Origin of the sequence: Clostridium sp. BL-8 (assembly GCF_002006495.1) — a bacterium.
In the GTDB taxonomy this organism is placed as follows: Bacteria; Bacillota; Clostridia; order Clostridiales; family Clostridiaceae; genus Clostridium.
Map to the genome: position 1 here is coordinate 28,357 of NZ_LZZL01000046.1, position 22,762 is coordinate 51,118.

The 22,762-nt window shown below is 31.0% G+C and carries 19 protein-coding genes and 1 pseudogene; 16 read left to right on the forward strand and 4 right to left on the reverse strand.

The annotated features are described in order from the left end of the window. Positions 1-63: 63 nt before the first annotated feature. Positions 64-210 (forward strand): hypothetical protein, encoded by a 147-nt coding sequence (locus CLOBL_RS28080; protein ID WP_179117774.1) that lies wholly within the window; start codon positions 64-66, stop codon positions 208-210. 220 nt (positions 211-430) lie between these two features. Here CLOBL_RS28080 and CLOBL_RS15950 read toward each other — a convergent pair whose 3' ends face one another. Next, positions 431-802, reverse strand: coding sequence for a helix-turn-helix domain-containing protein (locus CLOBL_RS15950; protein WP_077859953.1), 372 nt, complete (start codon positions 800-802; stop codon positions 431-433). 254 nt (positions 803-1,056) lie between these two features. Between CLOBL_RS15950 and CLOBL_RS15955 the strand changes: the two genes are divergently transcribed. From CLOBL_RS15955 to CLOBL_RS15965, 3 genes are all read left to right on the forward strand, one after another. Then, positions 1,057-3,636, forward strand: coding sequence for a RyR domain-containing protein (locus tag CLOBL_RS15955; RefSeq protein WP_077859954.1), 2,580 nt, complete (start codon positions 1,057-1,059; stop codon positions 3,634-3,636). A gap of 234 nt (positions 3,637-3,870) precedes the next feature. Beyond that, entirely contained in the window at positions 3,871-4,920 is a 1,050-nt protein-coding gene (locus CLOBL_RS15960) for a galactose ABC transporter substrate-binding protein (RefSeq protein ID WP_077859955.1), read from the forward strand. A gap of 412 nt (positions 4,921-5,332) precedes the next feature. Beyond that, positions 5,333-7,045 (forward strand): methyl-accepting chemotaxis protein, encoded by a 1,713-nt coding sequence (locus CLOBL_RS15965; protein WP_077859956.1) that lies wholly within the window; start codon positions 5,333-5,335, stop codon positions 7,043-7,045. A gap of 247 nt (positions 7,046-7,292) precedes the next feature. Here the strand turns inward: CLOBL_RS15965 and CLOBL_RS15970 are convergent, their stop codons facing one another. After that, positions 7,293-7,916, reverse strand: coding sequence for a histidine phosphatase family protein (locus tag CLOBL_RS15970; RefSeq protein WP_077859957.1), 624 nt, complete (start codon positions 7,914-7,916; stop codon positions 7,293-7,295). Between the two features lie 133 nt (positions 7,917-8,049). On the opposite strand from CLOBL_RS15970, the gene CLOBL_RS15975 reads away from it, so the two are divergent. The 10 genes and pseudogenes from CLOBL_RS15975 (at position 8,050) to CLOBL_RS16015 (ending at position 18,130) form a co-directional block, all read left to right on the forward strand. Further along, a complete protein-coding gene (locus tag CLOBL_RS15975; protein ID WP_077859958.1) occupies positions 8,050-8,931 on the forward strand; it encodes a LysR family transcriptional regulator in 882 nt (293 codons plus the stop codon). A gap of 309 nt (positions 8,932-9,240) precedes the next feature. Next, positions 9,241-9,327, forward strand: a pseudogene (locus CLOBL_RS29165) (carbohydrate-binding protein); the annotation flags it as partial. Positions 9,328-9,670: 343 nt separating this feature from the next. Beyond that, a complete protein-coding gene (locus tag CLOBL_RS15980) occupies positions 9,671-10,708 on the forward strand; it encodes a galactose ABC transporter substrate-binding protein (RefSeq protein ID WP_077859959.1) in 1,038 nt (345 codons plus the stop codon). Between the two features lie 121 nt (positions 10,709-10,829). Continuing rightward, on the forward strand, positions 10,830-11,300 hold the full coding sequence (locus CLOBL_RS15985; RefSeq protein ID WP_077859960.1) for a Fur family transcriptional regulator: 471 nt from the start codon (positions 10,830-10,832) through the stop codon (positions 11,298-11,300). A 334-nt stretch (positions 11,301-11,634) separates the two neighbouring features. Further along, the gene (locus CLOBL_RS15990) at positions 11,635-13,311 is read left to right on the forward strand and encodes a peptide-binding protein (protein WP_077859961.1); all 1,677 of its coding nucleotides are present in this window, start codon (positions 11,635-11,637) and stop codon (positions 13,309-13,311) included. Positions 13,312-13,584: 273 nt separating this feature from the next. Continuing rightward, positions 13,585-14,547: an ABC transporter permease gene (locus CLOBL_RS15995; RefSeq protein ID WP_009167522.1), complete on the forward strand. Its 963-nt coding sequence runs from the start codon at positions 13,585-13,587 to the stop codon at positions 14,545-14,547. Between the two features lie 17 nt (positions 14,548-14,564). Beyond that, the gene (opp4C, locus tag CLOBL_RS16000; RefSeq protein ID WP_077859962.1) at positions 14,565-15,404 is read left to right on the forward strand and encodes an oligopeptide ABC transporter permease; all 840 of its coding nucleotides are present in this window, start codon (positions 14,565-14,567) and stop codon (positions 15,402-15,404) included. Positions 15,405-15,418: 14 nt separating this feature from the next. Continuing rightward, the gene (locus tag CLOBL_RS16005; protein ID WP_077859963.1) at positions 15,419-16,411 is read left to right on the forward strand and encodes an ABC transporter ATP-binding protein; all 993 of its coding nucleotides are present in this window, start codon (positions 15,419-15,421) and stop codon (positions 16,409-16,411) included. Continuing rightward, the gene (locus CLOBL_RS16010; RefSeq protein WP_077859964.1) at positions 16,404-17,399 is read left to right on the forward strand and encodes an ABC transporter ATP-binding protein; all 996 of its coding nucleotides are present in this window, start codon (positions 16,404-16,406) and stop codon (positions 17,397-17,399) included. Before CLOBL_RS16005 ends, CLOBL_RS16010 begins: the two co-directional genes overlap by 8 nt. 20 nt (positions 17,400-17,419) lie before the next feature. After that, positions 17,420-18,130 (forward strand): gamma-glutamyl-gamma-aminobutyrate hydrolase family protein, encoded by a 711-nt coding sequence (locus CLOBL_RS16015; RefSeq protein ID WP_077859965.1) that lies wholly within the window; start codon positions 17,420-17,422, stop codon positions 18,128-18,130. A 96-nt stretch (positions 18,131-18,226) separates the two neighbouring features. Here CLOBL_RS16015 and CLOBL_RS16020 read toward each other — a convergent pair whose 3' ends face one another. Beyond that, the gene (locus CLOBL_RS16020; RefSeq protein WP_077859966.1) at positions 18,227-19,291 is read right to left on the reverse strand and encodes a galactose ABC transporter substrate-binding protein; all 1,065 of its coding nucleotides are present in this window, start codon (positions 19,289-19,291) and stop codon (positions 18,227-18,229) included. Positions 19,292-19,465: 174 nt separating this feature from the next. Beyond that, positions 19,466-20,629, reverse strand: a complete 1,164-nt coding sequence (locus tag CLOBL_RS16025; RefSeq protein ID WP_077859967.1) for an iron-containing alcohol dehydrogenase — start codon at positions 20,627-20,629, stop codon at positions 19,466-19,468. 740 nt (positions 20,630-21,369) lie between these two features. Between CLOBL_RS16025 and CLOBL_RS16030 the strand changes: the two genes are divergently transcribed. Both CLOBL_RS16030 and CLOBL_RS16035 read left to right on the forward strand, forming a co-directional pair. After that, positions 21,370-22,026, forward strand: coding sequence for an MBL fold metallo-hydrolase (locus CLOBL_RS16030; RefSeq protein ID WP_143323882.1), 657 nt, complete (start codon positions 21,370-21,372; stop codon positions 22,024-22,026). Then, the coding region (locus CLOBL_RS16035) for a 4Fe-4S binding protein (protein ID WP_077859968.1) at positions 22,023-22,762 on the forward strand (740 nt) is incomplete at its 3' end. The genes CLOBL_RS16030 and CLOBL_RS16035, both read left to right, overlap by 4 nt.

The following is a 22,762-nucleotide window of genomic DNA, read 5'->3' on the forward strand; positions in this document are numbered from 1 at the left end:
ATAGTGTAGAAAATGTATAAATTAATGTTATATAATGTAATATATGTAAAAGGAGGGATCGCATTGACCTATAATGATGAGCTTGCATTGAAACTATACAAAGGATACATTGACTGGATCAATGAGATGAACCTTGAGGATAACTTGGATAATTACACATATTATATTGAAAATATTCAGACACTGGCAATATTTGAAAAAATAAAATAAGTCCCCATATCTCATCTTATAGAATCTTTTTAATAAATAAAGAGTAACACATCAAAAGAGGAAATGAGTGATACTCTTTATTGAAATATTTATTTAATGGGGTAAATATTTATGAAAAAATTATTATTAACTTTATGATTTTATTATAATTAGTTAATGTGTCAGGATGGTGGCAAATTACACTAGATAAATAAAAAATCTTATGCGGATCTATAGTTAATTATTTATCAAGTCCTTCTTCTAAGTATTCAGCTCCAAAGGTATGCATCATCTCTAAAATAGGAATTAATTTCTTGCCAACCTCTGTTAAGCTATATTCAACTTTAGGTGGAACAACAGCATATACCTCTCTATGTATAATGTTATCCTCTTCCATACTTCTTAATTGCCTTGATAACACTTTTTGAGAAACATTAGGTAATTTTCTCTGAAGGTCACTGAATCTAAGCGTACTATAACTTAAGTACCATAAAATTAATATTTTCCATTTCCCAGAAACTATATTTTGAACCAAAACCATTGGGCATTTTTCATATTTAGCACATTTTTCTTTCATATAGCATTCTTCATGATTATTTGATATTTGAATCATTTTAACTACCTCACACTTGCATTAGTGACTTTTTTGTCACTGTATGACAAAAAAGTGCGTTCTTGATAAAGAAGAATTTTATTAATATCATAGTATCATAGAAAATTGATTTTAGATAGCTTGAAGAACTATAAGGAGAGTTTTGCAATGATTTCATAAGTCATTGTCAATTGGAATATATATAGTGTTTATAACAAATTAATAATGGGAAATGTATATTAATAGTAAGATTTTAGCATTAGGAGGTGTAAATTATGGAGAATAAGAATACAAAAATTGTTGTGTCAGGTGATATTAGTGTAGATTTATTGCAATGGATAACCCATCCAGAAAATAATGAAGGAATGAATTGGCAAGGCTATCCCAATATGCATAGTACATTAAAAAATGGAGAGGGGCTGCTCTTAGCTAAGTTTATATCTTTAGCAACGAAAGCTACTGTACTTTCACCCGAATTACATGATATAGAATTAATTTTGCCAGGAGAATTTCTTAATTCTACTTTAGAACTAGAGCTTTTTCCGATGTTTAATAAAAGTGATAAGAAGAAGGTTTATAGAGTCAGTCGTTTTATGGGTTTCACAGGACCTGTATCAGGAATGCCTAAATCACTCCCAATTATAGATGATGATCCAGATGTTGATATGATTGTATTAGATGATGAAAATAATGGATTTAATTCCAATAAGGAGTTTTGGCCCTTGGCTCTAAAAGAAAATAATACAGCACCAATAATATTGTATAAGACTAATAATCCAATAGACTCAAATGAGCTTTGGCAACACTTACAAAAGCATCATAATGAAAATACAATAGTTATTATAAATAGTGATGACCTGCGTTCAAAGGGAGTGAATATAAGTAAGAGTCTTTCCTGGGAAAAGACAGCTCAGGATTTCATCTGGCAGATTAATAATAATCCTAATCTTACATTTTTAGCAAACTGCCGTCATCTTATAATTCCCTTTGGACTTGAAGGGACTATATATTATAGAAATGAAGGTGCAGCTGAAACTAAATTATATTTTTTGCCTTATGAATTTGAAGGTGGATTTATTAAAGATTATCAGGGTAAAATGTATGGGCTTACTTCATGCTTTGTTTCTGGGCTTGCAAGTGCAATTGTTTCTGGAAAGGAAGAGGATGAGGAATTAAAAGAATCAATAAGCAGAGGTATAAGCAAAGGAATTGTTTTAGCTCAAAAGTATTTTATTTATGGATTTGGTGAAGATCCTCAAAGATCAAGCTTTCCTAATCCTTTGATATTTACTGAAGATGAGAAGGATTTTGTAAGAGAAGATTACGTGCAGGATGTAAAAGTTCCTAATAGAAATAATGCTGATTGCCGTGCTTGTTGGTATATATTAAAGGACAAGAGTTCCACAAACCTGGCAGAGATAGCTTATGATATAGTGAAAAATGGTGTAAAGAATGCACTTAACACTATACCTATAGCGCGATTTGGAAATTTAGCTACAGTTGATAAAGCTGAAATAGAAAGTTATAGAAGCATTAAAAATCTCATGCTGGAATATATATCTACAAAAAATACAGTTCGTCCTCTTTCTATAGCTGTATTTGGTACACCGGGTTCTGGAAAATCATTTGGTATAGTAGAAATTGCTAATAGCATTGCGTCAAATCTAATTAAAAAATTAGATTTCAATCTGTCTCAGTTTAGCTCATCACTAGATCTAGCTAATGCCTTTCATAAGGTGAGAGATGTTGTATTAGAAGGTAAAATACCATTGGTATTTTTTGATGAGTTTGATTCTGCACTTGGTGAGAAATTAGGATGGTTAAAATATTTCTTAGCGCCAATGCAGGATGGTGTATTTAGAGTGGGAGATTCTGTTCATCCAATAGGAAAAGCTATCTTTGTATTTGCTGGAGGAACAAGCAGCACCTTTAAGGATTTCAGCGGAGAAGATATCAAAGATGAAGAGGAACAAAAGAGATTTTTGATTGAATTTAAAGGAGCTAAGGGACCAGATTTTATAAGCCGCTTGAGAGGATATGTAAATATCTTAGGACCTAATCAAACTGATGATAAATGGGATCATTTATTTATGATAAGAAGGGCAATGTTGCTTAGATCTTTATTAGAAAGAAAAGTACCTCATCTTATAAATGAAAATGGAGAAGCCCAAATTGATAACGGAGTACTGAGAGCCTTGCTTAAAATTAAAAGATATAAACATGAATCGAGATCTATGGAAGCTATACTTGAAATGAGCATGTTAACCGATGCAAAAAAGTGGGAGCAATCGGATTTACCTTCAAAAGAACAATTAAAGCTGCATGTTGATGAAGAGCAGTTTTTACGTCATTTAATGCATGATGCATTTTATAGTGAGAAAATTGAAGCGCTTGCAGCAGCTATTCATCAAAAAGACGTATTCTTAAATGAAGCAAACAAGCATGCTGATGAGAAGTTTATGAGTACATGGAGTAAATTAAGTGAAGAAGTTAAGAACTATTATAGAGATCAGGCTAAACATATACCTAATTCTTTGCTAAAAATAAATTATGATGTTGTTTCTGTAAATGGAGAATTAGAAGTTTTAGAATTTACGCAAAAAGAAATAGAGATATTAGCAGAAAATGAGCATAATTATTGGTATGAGTACAGAAAGAAAATAGGCTGGAAATGCAGTAGCGCTAAAGACAATGAAAATAAAGAGATTCCTGATTTAGTTAACTGGAGCAGTCTGTCACAGGAAAAGAAGAATAAAGCTTATGAAATGGTTAAGTGCTGGCCAGAAATCCTAGCTAAATCAAACTTTAAGATAGAGAGACTTAAATATTTATGTTACTGTGAAACTAAGCTGTAGCTTAGTTAAAAATTTATATAATATGTAAGCAAAAATATATATTGATAAATTGAAGAAATGCTGTAAGGATTTAAACCATAATTATCAATTATACATTGTAATATATATTATAAACATGTGAAGAGAAGGAATATTTAAAGCAATATAGAGTTTTAAATATTCCTATTTTTATAAGAATAATTTTATTTTTAAAACACAATCCTATAATTATAGAGTACTACAGGAGGTTTAATGATGAAATTATTAAAAAAAGTGACAATAAGTATTGTAGTTATAATTATGGTAAGTATAACACTATTAGAGGCTGTTACTAGTAATAGGGCGGCACCTAATTTAGCAGGCTTAATTAATGTAGGAGTAGTCTTTTATCGATTTGATGATCCTTATGTTGTTCAATTAAAAGAAAGATTAGAAAACCTGGAGAATAAAAATAAAGGAAAAATTAAATTTAATTTTTATGATAGTAAAAATAATGAAGACATACAAAATCAAAATCTTGATTCACTATTAGAAAGTGAGGAGATTGATGTTCTTATATTAAGTTTAGTGGATTTAGTGAATGATCCAAAGGAAGTTATTGATCGAATCAAAAATAAAAATATTCCGGTGATTTTTGCAAGCAAACGAATACTTAAGGTAGATGAAAATGTTGTTAAATCCTATGATAAGGCATATTATGTGTTACCTGATTCAGAACAGGCAGGAAGGCTTCAAGGACAAATGCTGGCTAATATATGGAATAAAAATAAAAATGCTATAGACATAAATAAAGATGAAATAATGCAATATGTGATATTGCAAGGTGGGATGAATAATACAGGAACAAATGATAGAACTAAATACTCTATTATGACAATTAAAGATGAGGGAACAAAAGTTGAGCAGCTTGCCTCAGTATTTTGCAATTGGGAGGAAAGCTTAGCAAGAGAAGCGATGGAAGGTTTGCTGGTGCAGTATGGCAATAAAATTGAAGTTGTAATTGCTAATAATGATACTATGGCTGTAGGTTCAGTAAAAGCACTACAAAAGTTTGGATATAATAAAGATGATAATACAAGGACTATACCAGTTGTTGGAATTGATGCAATACCAGAATCATTAAATCTTATAAAAAATGGATATATGACAGGTACTGTTTTGCAAGATCCTGATGTTATGGCAGAAGCATTTTTTAAGGTTATAATGCACTTAGTTGGTGGAACACGTTTTGATTGCTCACAAGAATACAAGTGTGATGAAAGTGGAAGAATCATCCGATTACCTTTTAAAGAGTATACTAGCTAGAGCTAGATACTAAATAAATCCTAGGTAGAATATATTTTCATATGAATCAGCTTTAGCTTGGAAAATAATTAAACTTGTTTAAAAGAGAGTTGGTAAAATCTTATTTTCTTTAAAGAGAAAACCAAAAATAAAGCCTGAATAGGTAAGATATGTACGTAAAAAGAGAAATAATTAGTCATTATATTTTGTCTAATCAAAATTCATATAGGATAATTATTTTTTCGTATATTTTTAATTTAAATGTATATATTCTATAAAACAGTATTAGTATTATTACAAATATTCATATATATGTCAGTGTAAAATGTAATATTTGAATTAATTGTAACCTAAGTTATAATATAATTAGACAAAATAATTATATTATTTAATGAATTATATAATTACAAAAGTGGGAAGGAAGGTATGATTAATGGGGTTTTTAAAGAATGTAAGAGTAAAGGTTAAATTGATTAGTGCATTTTTGATTGTTGCATTTTTGATTAGTGTTGTGGGAGTGGTCGGCATAGTGTCACTCAAGAATGTGGGAAGTAATGCAGGAAAGATGTATAAGCAAAATCTTAGAGTTGTATATGTATTAACAGATATGAAAGAAAATTTAGGTGAAGTCAAAAGTGATATGCTTCAGCTAATATATGTAGAAGATTTATCTAAGAAAAGTGACTTAGAAAAAGATATTCAAAGCAATACAGATGAAGATAATAAATATATAAGCGAATATGAGAGTTTATCTAGAAGCGATGATGAAAATAAAGTATTTGATACATTCAATAGTTATTTGATGAATTATAGAACTTTGAGGGAAGATATTCTTAAGTCAGTAGATCAAGGGGATTTTGGCAAAGCAAAAGAAAAATATTTACAAATATCCGAAGTTAGTGATGAGATGATTGACAGTTTAAGTAAGTTAATAGAGATAAACTTAGATGATGCGGAATTGGCCAACAATAATATTAACTTAATATATGCAACATCAAGAACAATAATGATAATAATAAGTATTGTAGGACTTATATTAGCAATTTTAATTGGATTAATATTATCAAGTGATATAAATAAACCGCTTCAAATAATCAAGTCATTCGGTGAGAAACTTGCAAATTATGATTTGTCGTATGAATTTAATATTAAAAGAAGAGACGAATTTGGAAATACAGCAGAGTTCTTATTTAAAGCACAGGATAATATTAGAGAGCTTATTAAAACTATCATTGATGATTCTCAAAGCATGAGTGCTTCCTCAGAAGAACTTTCAGCTACAGTAGAAGAATTATCATCAAAATCAATTAGTATAGAAGAAGCTGTAAATAATATTACCAGCAATATGCAGGAGTCAAGTGCAGGGGCAGAAGAGATGAGTGCATCAATTCAAGAAGTAGATTCAAGTATAAATGAGCTTTCAAGAAAAGCTATGGATGGAAGCAATAATTCAAATGAGTTTAAAGAAAGAGCTCTGGCGGTAAAAGATAATAGCCAAAAAGCTATTCAAGAGTCAAATAAAGTATTTGTTGAAAAACAGGAAAATATGAAACGGGCAATTAAAGAAGGTGAAGTAGTAGATAATATTAAAATTATGGCAGATACAATAGCTGGCATATCAGAACAGACTAATTTGCTTGCACTTAATGCAGCAATAGAAGCTGCTAGGGCTGGAGAGCAAGGGAAAGGCTTTGCAGTTGTGGCAGAAGAAGTTAGAAAACTTGCTGAACAATCATCTGGTGCAGTAAAAAGTATTCAAGAAACCATTGCAAAAGTGCAGCACGCGTTTAAGAATAGTATTGATACTGGAAGTGATATGTTAGATTTTATTAATAAAGATGTGTATGCTCAATTTGTTGCATACGAAAAAACTGGTGATCAATACTATAACGACTCTGACTTTGTAAGTAAAATGTCAGAAGAAATTGCAGCTATGTCAGAAGAAATTACAGCAACAGTAGGACAAGTAAGTGAGGCTGTACAAGGTATGGCACAGACAGCACAAAAATCAAGTGAACAGGCAGAGACAATAAAAGAGAGTATGAATGAAACTACGCAAGCAATGGAACAGGTGGCATTAACTGCTCAGAGCCAAGCAGAGCTTGCTCAAAAACTTAATGAAATAATTCAAAAATTTAAGATTTAACGTTATAAAATCATAGCAAAACAGACTATAATTATCCCAATAAAGTACTATAACAGATAAAAGAAAGACTTAGCTTAAATGGTTAAGTTTTTTCCTTTATTTTGCATATTTATTTAATGGGGTAAATATTTATGAAAAAAGGTTATATGAACTTTGTAATTTCATTATAGTGAGGCATTGTGTCAGTGATGTGGCAAATTTATATCATGATATTTAAATTTACATAATAAACTTAAATATCAATAAATTATAAAAAATTATAATGAGATATATCGCCATATAATAATATCGTGGATATTCCATCTTGAATACATACTTTTGAAAGACTGGCTGGCTCTATATCTGGATTATTGCAAGCATCACGAATATCTTGATTTTTAAAATAAGACATAATAACTCTTAATGTAATTCTATGAGTTACGATAATAATTTTTTTACCTTGATTTGAATTGATGATCGCTTCAAGTTTAGGAATAACTCTCTCCCGTAATTCTTGATAAGATTCACCTCCATCAATAGGAACATACATTAGAGGATTGTTCCAAAAATTAATCCACGTTTTTGGATAGGTATCAATAATGTCCTCTTGCTTCATTCCTTCCCATTTTCCCATATGAATTTCTCTAAATTCCGTCACTGTATGGATAGGAATATTTCGATTACCGTTAATAATATTAGCAGTATCATAAGCACGCTTGCTTTCGCTGCAATATATTAAGTCAAATCTTTCATTAGCAAGTCTATCGTGTAGTTTTTGTGCTTGGCTTAGACCAAGTTTAGTTAGGGGAGAATTTTTATGTCCTTGCATTCGCTTTTCTAGATTCCATTCGGTTTGTCCATGTCTAATCAAATATATAATAGTTTTTTCCATATTTTCTTCTCCTATATATTTATTATAAAAATGCCGGCAATAATTTATAAGAAGAGTATATCAAAGGAAAATATATATGTATAATATATGTTATTACTATATTCATAAATAAAATATATGAATGGAGAGAAATATGAATTTACATGGATTAAGATTATTTTATATGGTTGCTAAAATTGGAAGTGTAACAGTTGCAGCGGAACAATTGAAAATTAGCCAGCCAGCAATTACAGCGCAGATTAAAAAGTTTGAAAGGGAAAATGGTATTACATTATTTTTACCACAAGGTAGGGGAATTCGCTTGAGTGAAATAGGCAGGCAGCTGGTAAAAGAAGCAGACGCAATTTTTGAAATAGAAAATAGAATAGAAACGCTTATAGATAATTATAACCAAGGCAAAAGTGGTACTTTAAAAATAGCAGGTAATTATCTTTCAACCAATTTCTTAATACCTATGTGGGTAGCAAAATTAAAACAGAGTAATGAAAATGTTAATATTGAAGTTAGTACTATGAATACTGAAGAGGCGATTAACCAGCTTACTTCATATGAGGTTGATATTGCAGTTTTAGGAAATGGAGCAATAAAATATGTAGATAAAATAAACTTTACTAAAATAATGGATGATGATTTATGGTTTGTGGTTTCAACAGATCATAAGTATGCTGATAAGAAGGTTAGCTTAGCTGATATTATGTTAGAACCATTTATAATGAGAGAAAAAGGCAGTTATGCAAGAGTACTTTTGGAATCCCTTTGCTATGTCAATGGTATTGGAATGCCTAAAGTAGCAATTGAATTCAATGGATTGCATGAAACTCTTATGGCTTCTGCATCTGGATACGGTGTGAATTTTTGCTCGTCAATAGCAGCTATGGAATTTGTTGACATGGGAAAATTATCAAGAGTTTATGTGGACAATATTAATATTAAAAATGAAATTGTTATTTGTGTACGTAAGAATGAAAAAGTTTCAAGTTTGGTTAAAAAATTTATTGATATTATAAATTATTAAGACTCTTCCTTCTTCTTTTAGTTTAGAAGACTAATGATGAATCCTGAGAATATAACGTTTATATGAGTATGAAAGTAAAAAAGAAATGATAGATATCATAATGAGAATTTTAAACTTGAAAACTATGGAAGTAATATGGAAATATGTATAGAATTTAAATACTTAATTGGTAATTACCAGAGGTTGAATATATTATAAATGCAGGTTAAATTTACTGAAATTCTTGGGAAATCAATGAAATATAAAAAAGGGAGAGGGAAGTATTGAGTAAAAATAAGTTCTTAAAAAAGATGGTTTCAATATAATGGTAATACTTATAAATGTATTCAAGCGCATACTTCGTTAGTAGGCTGGGAACCAAGTGCTGTACCAGCTTTATGGCAAATACAGCAATAGTTACTTATTTATAGTTTTATATAAAAAGTGAACTAAGATAATCTTAGTTCATTTTTTATTTAGCAGAAGTACAAGGTTTATTTTCCACGACAGCACTTATAAAAAGATATAATAAATAGTAATTTGATATATAGAAAATTATTAAGAAGAAATTGTTTTTAAATGTTAGGTATAAAGTAAATGATTTATTGTAATACTTGATGAATTTGGCATCAAATGCCTAGTATAAGCCTCTTTAATGGAATAAATAATAAAATCGTATTGGATTAGTAAATATATAAATTGAAAGATGAAATTTACATATGCTGATAATCAAGGGATTTGATAAAGGAGGGATATTAAAATGACTAAGAATATATTAAAAAACACCATTATTACATTTCTTATAATTATATCTTGTACTGAAATAACAGCTAATGCTAGTCAGATATTTGGCAAAAATAGGCCAATTAATGTAGCAGTATTATTATATAGTTTTGATGATATTTACATATCTTTAATACGTCAAAACTTAGAAGAAATCCAAAAACAAAATGAAGGAGCAATTAAATTTACTTTCTATGATGGTAAAAATGATCAGTCAGTACAAAATACAAGCATTGATGAGCTGGTTAGAAGAAGAAATGTAGATTTATTTATGGTAAATTTAGTTACAACACGTAGTACACAGTCGGTTATTAATAAAGTAAAGCAGGTTAATATTCCAATAATTCTATTTAATAGGGAACCTGCTTCTATAGAGTCTATTAAATCTTATAATAAAAGCTGTTATATAGGAACAAAAGCAGAAGAAGCAGGGCTATTGCAAGGAAATATTATTACTAATCTATGGAATAGTAATAAGGCTGCAATAGATAGAAATAAAGATAATATACTACAGTATATTATGTTGATGGGACAGGAAAACAACTTAGAGGCGGTTAAAGAAACTGAATATCCTATTTTAAAAGTTAATAATTCAGGAATACAGACACAGGAACTTGCACTAAGAGCATGCAACTGGGATGAAAAAGGAGCAGAGGAAGCTGTTAAAGCATTGTTTTTACAACAAGGTAATAGGATAGAAGCCATATTTGCCAATAATGATTCTATGGCAATAGGTGCAGTCAAAGCATTACAGGAATATGGGTATAATAAAGGAGATAATACTAAGATCATACCAGTTGTGGGGGTTGATGCCATACCGGAAGCCAGAGAATTAATTAATACAGGCGTAATGACAGGTTCTGTTTTTCAAGATCCAGCAGATGTTGCTAAAGCTCTTTATAATACTGGTATTAATTTAGTTTATAATAGAAATCCTGTTTATGGTACACAATATGAATTTGATGAGACGGGGATTTCAATTAGGCTTCCTTACTATGAATATATAGGTAAATAATTATTTTATAAGTAGCAAGGAGAATTCATTAAATATTTTATAAAATTTTTATAATTAGTTTAAAGTAATTTTAAATAGAAATTTTATAATGAATTCATGAAATCATACAGGAGATGATATTGTGAATTGTTATTTAGATAGGATATATGAACAATTAAAAATAGCAGGAATTGCGCTTACCTGTCAACGTAAGATTATACTACAAGTTTTATTTGAAAATAAAGATAATCACTTAAGTGTTGAAGAAATTTATCATTATGTTAGAATAAAAATTCCAGATACTGGTCTGGCTACAGTCTATAGGACTTTAGAATTACTATATCAATTTGGAATAGTGAGAAAATTAACCTTTGGCGATAATGTCGCTCGTTATGAGATGGTTTCAAGTGAAAGTGAACATAAGCATCATTTTATATGTAAAGAGTGTGGAACCATTATAGATGTAAAAGATGATTTTATAAGTATTTTTAATAATAGAATCAGTAATAAGTATGGATTTTATCTTACAGAGCAAAGCATAGTTTTTGAAGGTTTATGCTCACAGTGCTTAGAAAAGAACGCTACACTTATTGCAGGCAGCCAGCAAAATTAAAAGCAGCAACTAAAATTAATCCAGTTGCTGCTTTTTTATGTTATTTATATATTCATTATATAGAATACAGTCATTGATTTGGCTGTATTTATTTTATGTGCTATTTGTAGTTATAAAATGTAATAATTAGAAATATATATTAATTATTTTGGTATTTTATTGACAATTAAACAACCATGACATATACTAAACCTATAAAAATACTATGAATTGGATTTTTAAAATAATCAACTACATATAGCCTGTACAAGAGAAAAATATCTTAGATAAACATAGCAATTTAGGTTCTTTAAGTAGTATGTACATTATAAATTAATGAAAAAGGGGAGTAATTATGTTTTTTAGAAAAAATAAATTATTAGCTGGAATGCTTTTAGCCATGTTATCAATATCATTCTTAACTGGCTGTGGATCTACCTCTGCAGAAATACCAACTAATGCACCTTCAGCTTCGCAAGGCGCTGGTGATGGTTCTGTACTTAGGTATGCAGTTGAATCTTCACCAAAAGGACTATTTAATCCATTATTATCAAATACTACTTACGATAATAATGTAAATAATTTGGTATATTCACCATTGATTTTATTAGATGAAAATAATGAATTTAAACCAGGGCTTGCAGAAAAATACGAATTTTCAGATGATCAGCTTACTTTAACCTTTCATTTAAGAAATGATGTTAAGTGGCAGGATGGAGAGGATTTTACAGCGGATGATGTAGCTTTTACATTTACAAGTATGGCTGACCCAAAGTATACAGGGCCAAGATTTAATGAAATTTCAAAGATAGCTGGAGCACAGGATTATCATGATGGCAAGGCAGATTCTGTTAGTGGAATAAAGGTCGTTGATAAAAATACAATAAGCTTTACCTATACTAAAACCTATGCACCTGCATTATCTAACTTCTCACAGCGTGGCATTCTTCCAAAGCATATTTGGAGTAAAGTAAGTATTGCAGACTGGGATAAGCAAAGTGATTTACTTAATAAACCAGTAGGAACTGGCCCTTTTAAGCTTACAGATTTTAAGCCAGATCAATATGTGGAACTAGCAAAAAATGATACTTACTTTGGCGGAACACCTAAAATTGATAAGTTCATCTTTAAAGTTACTAATGCAGAAACAGAACTTTCTGAATTAGCTAAAGGAGATCTTGATGTAGTAGAACTTTCAAGCACTAAAGAAGAAGATTTAAAAACCTTGAAAGATGCTGGGATAAATATTGAGGAAAAACCAAGTGCAAATTATCAATTTATGACTATGAACAGTAACCGTGAATTCTTTAAAGATAAGAGAGTTCGTCAGGCAATCACTTATGCTATAAACAGAAAAGGAATTGTAGATAGCTTATTAGGTGAACATGGACAAGTTATAAATACACCAATATCTTTAGCTGGCTGGGCTTATCCAGAATCAGGACTTAATAGTTATGACTATAGCATTGATAAAGCAAAAGAGTTATTAAAGGAAGCTGGCTGGAATGATAATAATGGAGTTCTTGAAAAAGATGGCAAGCAGTTTGAAGTAGATTTAATGGTGCCAACAGGGAATAAAATCCGTGAACAAAGTGCTCCAATCATTCAACAAAATTTAAAAGATGTTGGGATCAAAGTTAATATAAGCACTATGGATGTTGCATCTGCTATGGATAAGACTAAGGGAGAAGGAGATTATGACATGGGTCTTCTCGGCTTTACTTTAGAAGTAGATCCAGGTGATGCGGATCGTTATTGGTCTTCAAGTATTGCAAATGGCTCACAATTTAATTTCTCGAACTTTATTAATGCTCAAAGTGATGAGTTAATTGAAAAAGCTGCAACTACAATTGACAGAAATGAGCGTAAAGAGATTTATGCTAAGTGGGGACAATTACTAAATGATGAAGTACCATATGTTTTCTTGTATTCACAAAATGCTATTCATGCATATAATCCTAAATTACAAGGCTACAAATACTCAGCATATTCAGTATTCCCAGATGTTCAAAACTGGTCAATTTCAAAATAGGGTTAAGCCTTAATAAAGCAAAATCAACTGTACATTTTCTGGAAGGATTTTTATTAAAGACATGGTAAAAAACCTCCATAATTTTAATATATATGTTGCAATAATAAAATTACATTTGGAATTGCTATAGACTAAGTAGATATCTCGATGTAAAATGCATAAAATTAATTGCAACATATATATAAATTTTAATTATAAGAATAGAAGTAAAAGTATGCATTAAAGCAAAAGCTTTGGTGCATACAATTTTTATATAGGAAGGACTGAGATTTCTTGAGAAAATATGTTTTTAAGAGGTTGATACAAAGCATTCCCGTACTTTTTGGTATTTCTATTATTGTATTTATCCTTGTAAAGATGCAGCCTGGAGATCCATTTTCTTCTATGATGGATCCTAATTTAACAAAAGAAATGCAGAAAAAAATGTTAGATGAATTAGGATATAATGATCCTATTTTAATTCAATACTTTAAGTGGCTGCTTAGAGCGCTTCAAGGAAATCTTGGATACTCAATTCAATTTAAGCAGCCAGTATTAACTGTTATTGCAAGCCGTTTAGGAAATACGGTGATTTTATCTTTATGCTCTATGATACTTAGTATTTTAATAGCAATTCCATGTGGTGTAATAAGTGCTACAAAGCAGCGTACTAAAACTGACTATGTCGTTACAGTTTTTGCTTTCATGGGACTATCAATTCCATCTTTTTTCTTTGGAATGCTCTTGATTAAAATATTTTCCGTAGATTTAGGCTGGCTTCCGATTTCAGGAATGGTCAGTACTGGGGTTAACTTAAAAGGCTGGGCAGCTGCTTTTGATATTGCAAAGCATATGATACTGCCAATGATAGTGCTTGCTCTTATAAATACAGCAAGCTTAATGCGCTATACCCGTTCAGACATGATTGAAATACTTAAAACAGATTATATACGAACAGCTCGTGCAAAAGGGGTTAGGCGTAGAAGCATTATTTATCAGCATGCTTTAAAAAATGAATTGCTGCCTTTAATCACAGTAGTAACCATGCAGATACCTGCTTTACTATCTGGAGCACTGCTTACAGAAACAATTTTTGTCTGGCCGGGAATTGGAAGATTAAATTTTAATGCGGTTATGAGCCGTGATTATCCACTTATTATGGGGATAGTAATGATGGTTGCAGTGATCAGTTTATTAACTAATTTATTAGCAGATATACTTTATGCCGTAGTTGATAAGCGTATTAACTTTGATTAGAGGGAGGTGAAATACAGTTGAAGCATACAATTTTACATAGATTTTTAAAAAATAAGCTGGCAATGCTCGGATTTATTCTTTTGACTCTATTTATATTAGCAGCAATCTTGGCGCCTGTAGTAGCTCCTTATTCACGGGATTCAATAGATTTAATGAGTATAGAAAGTCATCCTGGCTTAAAGCATCTTCTTGGAACTGATGAATTAGGCAGAGATGTTTTTACTAGATTACTTTATGGTGGACAGGTTTCTTTGGGAGTTGCTCTTAGTGCAACTATAATGCAGCTGGTTATAGGGGTGACTCTTGGGTGTATAAGTGGATTTTATGGGAAGTGGATTGATAATATTATCATGCGTGTTGTTGATACTGTTATGTGCTTTCCCTTCTTTGTAATTGCAATTTCAATTGCAGCATTAATTGGACCTAGTGCCTGGAATGTTATTTTAATTATTGGTTTGCTTCAGTGGACAGGTGTAGCTAGAATTGTGCGCGCTGAGATTTTATCTCTTAAGCATAGTGAATTTATTGAAGCAGCTCGTGCTATGGGCTTTAGTAATTTTGAAATTATTCGTAAGCATTTACTACCTAATATATTATCACCGGTCATTGTAAATGCAACCTTAAGTGTGGCTCAGGGGATTTTAATGGAAGCTGGCTTGAGTTTTTTAGGACTTGGAGTAAAACAACCACAACCAAGCTGGGGGAATATATTATCTGCAGCCCAAAGCATGCGTGTACTGCAAAATGAATGGTGGTTATGGATTCCTGCTGGATTATTGGTATTTCTCTCTGTTTTATCAATTAATTTTGTAGGCGATGGACTTAGGGATGCTCTAGATCCAAAAATGAAGCTTTAGGAGGTGCAGATGATATGAATTCACAAAATCTATGTGTTAATAATCTATCAGTCAGCTTCACCAGTGATAATGGTAAGGTAATTGCTATAGATGATGTAAGTCTTTCTCTTGAAAAGGGCAAAGTATTAGGAGTAATTGGAGAATCAGGCTGTGGCAAGAGTACACTTGCGCTATCAATAATGAAGCTTTTGCCAGAAAAAATAAGTCAAATTGAAAAGGGAGAAATTTTATTTAATGGAGAGGATTTAAGCAAACTTTCAGAAGAGAAACTTGAAAATATTCGTGGGAATAAAATTTCTATGATTTTTCAAGAACCAATGACTTCATTAAATCCATTATTTAAAATAGGTAGGCAGATTGGAGAGCCGCTTAAGATACATAAAAATCTCCATGGAAGTGAGCTTAAAAGTAAAGTAATTGAACTTCTTAAGACTGTTCATATTCCAAATCCAGAAAAAATTTATAACGCTTATCCACACAGTTTAAGTGGTGGAATGAGGCAGCGTGTAATGATTGCAATGGCTTTAAGCTGTGAACCTGAAGTTTTAATTGCTGATGAACCCACAACTGCTTTGGATGTTACTATTCAAGCTCAAATCTTATATTTGTTAAAAAAATTAAATAAGGATGTTAATACATCTATTTTATTTATTACTCATGATTTGTCAGTAGTAGCTGAAGTTTGTGATGAAGTTATAGTACTATATGGAGGAAAGGTAGTAGAGCAAAGTGATATTTATGAATTATTTGATAATCCTAAGCATCCATATACAATCGGACTTTTGGAGTCTAAGCCTCTAAACTTAGAAAATGGAGAACAGCTGCCAAGTATTCCAGGAATGGTTCCAGCTTTATCTAATATGCCTTCTGGCTGTCGTTTTAGTACCAGATGCAGTAAGAAGTTTTGTGAGAAATGTGTAAGTGAGCAGCCGCCATTGTTTAAAATTAAGGATAATCATAAAGCAGCATGCTGGATATATGAGGAGGAGGGAAAGAATCTTGAGTGATGTCATTTTAAAAGTAGAGCATCTTAAGAAAAAATATATACTTGAAAGAACTTTTTTAGGGAAAGAAAAAGTTGTTTTAGATGCAGTAGATGATGTTTCATTTTCTATTAAAAAAGGAGAGAGCTTTGCCTTAGTAGGAGAATCCGGATGTGGAAAATCAACAACAGCAAGAAGTATTTTGAAATTAATAGAAGCTGATGGGGGCAAAGTTACATTTGAGGATAAGACTTTATTTGATATTGAAAATAAGCAGGCAATCTCTAATAAAGATATGTCTAGTTTACGAAAAGATATGCAGATAATTTTTCAAGACCCTTATGCCAGTTTGGATAAAAAAATGAAAGTTGGACAAATTGTATCAGAAGGAATTGAAAAGCATAAACTAGCATATGAGGGGAAAGATGCACTTAATATGGCAGAAGAATATTTGAAAGTTTGTGGTATAGATAAGGAAGCTTTGGGTCGCTATCCTCATGAATTCAGCGGCGGCCAGAGGCAAAGGATTGGAATTGCAAGAGCGTTAGCTGTTAAGCCTAAATTTGTGGTAGCAGATGAACCTGTAGCAGCTTTAGATGTTTCGATTCAAGCACAGATAATAAACCTGCTTAATGAACTAAAAAAGCGTTATTCATTGACATTTTTATTTATTTCACATGACTTGGGAGTTGTAAAATATTTTTGCGATAGAATTGCAGTTATGTATTTGGGAAGTATAGTAGAATTAGCAAATGGAAAAGATTTGTTTGAAAATCCAATGCATCCATATACGAAAATGTTATTAGAATCTATACCCGTGAGTCATCCAAAATTACGAAGGCAGAGATTAAACTTAGAAGTAGAAGAGTCGGAAATATCACAGGAAAACAGGAAAGCCGGATGCAAATTCTGCAGCCGCTGCTCATATGCGAGAGAACGCTGCAGGCATGAAGCACCTGTTATAAAGGAAGTTAGTAATGGACATTTTCTGGCATGTCATTTATATGACTAAGTTGAAAAGGGGAGGATAATATGAAACCTGTTATTGGTATTACAAGCTCTATCAAGAAAGAGACGTTTAGGGTGTATTCCAATGTGGGATATGAATATATAGAAAAGGTTGAAAGAGCTGAAGGAATTCCACTAGAGATTCCAATATTAATTAATTCTGCAATTGAAACGCTGGATAATCTAGTTGAGTCTCTTGATGGGATAATATTTACTGGTGGTGATAATATAGATTCATTATGGTATGGTGAGCAGCCGTTAGTAGAGCAGAGTATAGAAACTAAATTACGTAATGAATTTGAGAGAGCTTTATTCTTTGTGGCAAAGAATAGGAAGATACCAATTTTAGGGATTTGTAGAGGAAGTCAGCTGATTAACGTTTTGCAAGGCGGTAGCCTTTATCAAGATATTAGTAAGCAGATAAATACTAAAATTGATCATAGCGGCGCTGGGCGAAAACTGGAAGAAAAACAACATTTGGTCTTTTTAAAGAAAGATTCATTTCTTGCAAGAGTTTATAAAAAGAAAGAGCTATCAGTAAATTCATTTCATGTTCAAGGTATTAAAGAGCTGGGTGAAAGTTTAAAAGTCACTGCTAAAAGTCAGGATGGTATTATAGAAGCAATAGAGTATAAGGGTGATTTTTTTATGCAGGGAGTACAATGGCATCCAGAAGGATTGGACGATAACCTGACTCTTTTTGAAGAATTCGTCAGTATTTGTTCAGCTAAATAGAAGGTTAAAAAATAGCTTAAGAATATAAAAAAGAAAAAGAAATTAAAAGAATTAAGGTCAGCAGCTAGAGTGAATCTAGTTACTGACCTTTTTAAGTTATTTTTTAATGTATGTATCGTATGAATATGGAACTTCAATTAATTTATTTATAAGGGAATAGTGTGTATTTTCTATTGGATTTAAGCCTTTAATTAAGTTAGTACCAATATCATAAAGAGCTTTAACTAAAACATTTGGATCTTGAGAGACAGTACCAGTCATAAATCCGTTGTCAACAAGTTCTTTAGCCTCTGGCAATCCGTCAATTCCAACAACTGCTATATTTTTTGATTTATCTCCTTTGTTATAGCCGTATTTTTGTAATGCTTCAATAGCACCTATTGCCATAACATCAGTATTGGAGATTACTGCTTCGATTTTATCATCGTAGTTTAAAAATATAGAGTCCATAGAATTTTTAGCTAAATCCTTTAACCAGTTATCATTTGCTGATGCAAGCTGTTCTATGTTTATTCCCGCATTAGTAAGTGCTGAAATAGAATACTTTGTTCTGGAAATTGCAGTAGGGCTATCCATTCTACCTTGTAAGATAACATATTGCAATATATTATCACCATTTTTATCTAGATCTTTCTTATTGGTATTCCATAGATTAACTAATATATTGCCTTCAGCAGTACCAGCCTTAGCAGAGTTTGCTGATAAAAAAGCGACTCTCTTACAATCTCTGGAGATATTTGATACGACTTCAGGAGGAATCCCTAAAAAAATCATTGGAATATTTTTGGGCTTAGTTATATCAAGAGCCATATTTACAGCATTTTCGCTAACATCTGCTAAATACACAATAATTAAATCAACTTCAGATTCATCTTTAGAAAGAAGATCTAGTGTCTCATTCTGGACGCCTATATTATTTTTTCCGTCATAGAAAGTAAAGTGAACTTTAGTTGGATTTTCCTTTTCTATATTTTCAAAACCTTTTTTTAGATGCTGCATATATAAATCATCGGCATTAAACAATAAGAATGCAACATTGACTAGCTTTTCAGAATTAGAGTTTGAGACTTGGCTGGCATATGCATTATTTTTATAGTTATACATTAATGTAAAAGTCATTATGATTATTGTAATAAATATTATTATTCTCTTAAACAACATTATATTAGCCTCCATAGATTTTAATTTATAATACTATGTTGGCTTTTGATACAAATTTTATTCAATATTAGTTTTATTGATTATAGATATTCATATGTTTACCTTTTGTGCTACAAATAGAAAAGGAACCCCTTTACAGGAATTCCCTCTATAGATTTATATATTATATAAATATTAAAATGCAGCCTTAAAAATATTAAGAACATCATTTTCATCTAATGGCTTAAATGCATATTTAAATGATGGATTCGCAGCTTTTTTAGCCATTATTTCTAACTTTTCTTCTTCAATTCCAACTTCCCTTAAAGTTCCTGGTATTCCTAGTTCATTGAAGAATTCTGATGTTTTTTCTATTGCTTTATTAGCTATTTCAAATTTATCTAAATTTTTATCAATTCCCCACACATTTATTCCATATTGTGCAAATTTAAAAACTGTATTATCATCTAAAGAATATCTCATCCAATGTGGTGTTAATATTGCAAGACCAACCCCATGTGTTATATCATAAAATGCACTTAACTCATGTTCCATAGGATGTACAACCCATGGTGCTCCTGTTCCATAAGAAATCAATCCATTTATTGCCCAGCTTGATGCCCACATTAAATTTGCTCTTGCATCATAATTACTAGGTTCTTCTATTGCTATTTTACCATACTTTATACAAGCTCTAAGTAATCCTTCTGCTGTACTATCTTGAATATCTACTCCTTTTGAGTGATTAAAATAAGTTTCAAAAATATGACTCATGATATCAGCTGTTCCCGCTGCTGTTTGATTTTTAGGTACTGAATAAGTATATTCAGGATCTAAAATTGAAGCTTTTGGTTTTAAATTTTCATGAGCTGTTCCAAGTTTTTGATTTGAAGTCATATCAGAAATTACGGCAAATCCATCCATTTCTGAACCTGTAGCTGATAATGTTAATATACTAACTATAGGCAAAACTTCATTGATTTTTCCAGGGTTAGTTACTAAATCCCATGTATCACCATCATATTTTACTCCTGCTGCAATGACCTTACTGCAGTCAATAGTACTTCCGCCTCCAACTGCAAGAACTACTTCAACATTATTTTCTCTACAAATTTGAACCCCTTTTCTAACAGTTTCAATTCTAGGATTTGGTTCTATTCCTGAAAGTTCAACATATGATATTTCATTATCATTTAGGATTTTAACCATTTCATCATATAAACCACTCTTTTTAATACTTCCGCCTCCATAAGCTATAAGTACTTTATTTCCATATTCTTTAATTGCTGCTGCAAGATTTTTTATTTGCCCTTTTCCAAAATAAATCTTAGTTGGGATTGAATAATTAAAATTTTCCATTACGATTCTCTCCTTAATTAATTTAAAATTTATAGATAACCAACTTTGAACTTACACTTAAGCGATAACTTACCTAAATTATAAATACTTTTGCTGCGAAAAACTATGAAAATATTTATAATTTCTAGTAAAGATGTTACTTTAAAGTCTTAGCAAATTTGTAAATATGTTTATCTAATAAGTCAAATTCGTAAATTGGTTATCTATAGTAATTATTTAAACTATATAATCACTTGTAAGTTAATACTATCCCTTTAAGTTAACTCTAAGTCAAGTGTTTTTTGGATGTGGATTACAGGATTTCATATTGATAACAAAACATATGCGTTATTATAATTCCGGAAATGTAAGTGTTTTCCAAATTGCATGAGTTTTAATCTCACTCAGGAACCCTATATAGGTTCCACAATGGGAACCAAATTTATTATTCTGCTTGATATCTGAAACTTTCTCCATCATCAACATAATGATGATATCTATTTTCTGTATTTTCATTCATAAATAAACTTCAAATATCAATTTATTTATTTGCTTTTCGCCAACATAAAAATTACTAATTTTACTAGTAGATCTTGATATGATATCATTATAGAAATGAATGTTAAATTATAACAAGTCAGGTAATTGAAAGTATATTTTAGGTATAAACAAATTAAGAATTTGATTTTTGACTTGTCACTGCTTTAACTTGTATATCTATAATATCAATATAAAAAATTTGAATATAAGGGGAAAGGGCTATGATGCATACAAAGAAAATAAAAAACAGAGGAATTTTATTTACATATGAAGGTTTTTCAACATGGGATCTTAATCTTTATTTAATCAAGGGTGAAAAATACAATTATATTATTGATACAGGCCTAGGCTCTTTAAGTGTTGAACCAATTAAAAAGTACCTGGAAAATGACTCTAAACCAATAATTGTGATAAACACTCACTATCATTGGGATCATGTCTGGGGGAATGGCTCATTTGAAGATTGCTTGATTGTATCACATAGATTGTGCCGAGAAAAGATTGAATCAGAATGGGAAGATATGTTGGAGAATAACAAGAATTATTGTTATGGGGAAGTTAAAATGGCACTGCCAAATTTAGTTTTCGAAGATGAACTGTATTTTGCAGATGATAAAATTAGATTATTTTATACTCCTGGGCATACAATTGATTCTATAAGTATATTTGATGAAAAAGAAAAGATTCTCATAGCTGCAGACAATATTGGTGATAATATGGAGGAGCTTCTTCCTGAACTTTGCTGTGAAAAGGAGATTTATATAAATTCTCTTAAAAAATATGAGAAGATGGATTTTGACTTATGTATATCAGGACACAATAAAGTTTTAAAAAAAGATGTAATTGATCAAATATTAAAGAGGTGTTCAAACATATGAGTGATATTACTAAGGATTTTATCAATCAAATTGAAGCACATGGATTTAAAGCAGGAATCATATCTATTAAGCATATGGACGAAATACAATCAGATATAGAAGCTACAGTGAATAATTATAAGGATGTTAGTACTCACATAGGTAAATACTTAAGTGGATTTGTTTATGATTACAAGGACGAGCTCCCAGAGGCCAAATCCATTATAGTTATAGCAATGCCCCAGCCAATGAGCAGGATATATTTTACCTTAGGAGCTAAAAAAAGGGCAGTAATAATGCCTCCAATGTATTTATTAAATTCGAGTGTTGAAGGAGAAAAGCAGCATAAGAAGATATGTGAAGTAACTTCGACTGTTGAGAATATTCTTTTAGAAAATAGCTTCAAGATGCGTAAAATTAATCTTCCATGTAAGCTTGTAGCCTCAAGAAGTGGACTTGGGTCTTATGGGAAGAACAATGTATGCTATTTAAATAACGAAAGCAGCTTTTATTGGATGGGAGTATATATATCGGATTTACCATGTGAAGAGGATTCTTGGCAGGAAGCAAAGATTATGAAATCATGTACAAATTGTGATTTATGCGAAAAAAATTGTCCTACAGGAGCAATAGATAATGATAGATTTCTAGTACATGCAAGCAAATGTGTTACCTTACAGAATGAAAGCACAGAAGATTTTCCTGAATGGTTAAACTCAAAGTGCCACAACTCTATAATAGGGTGCATGAGATGCCA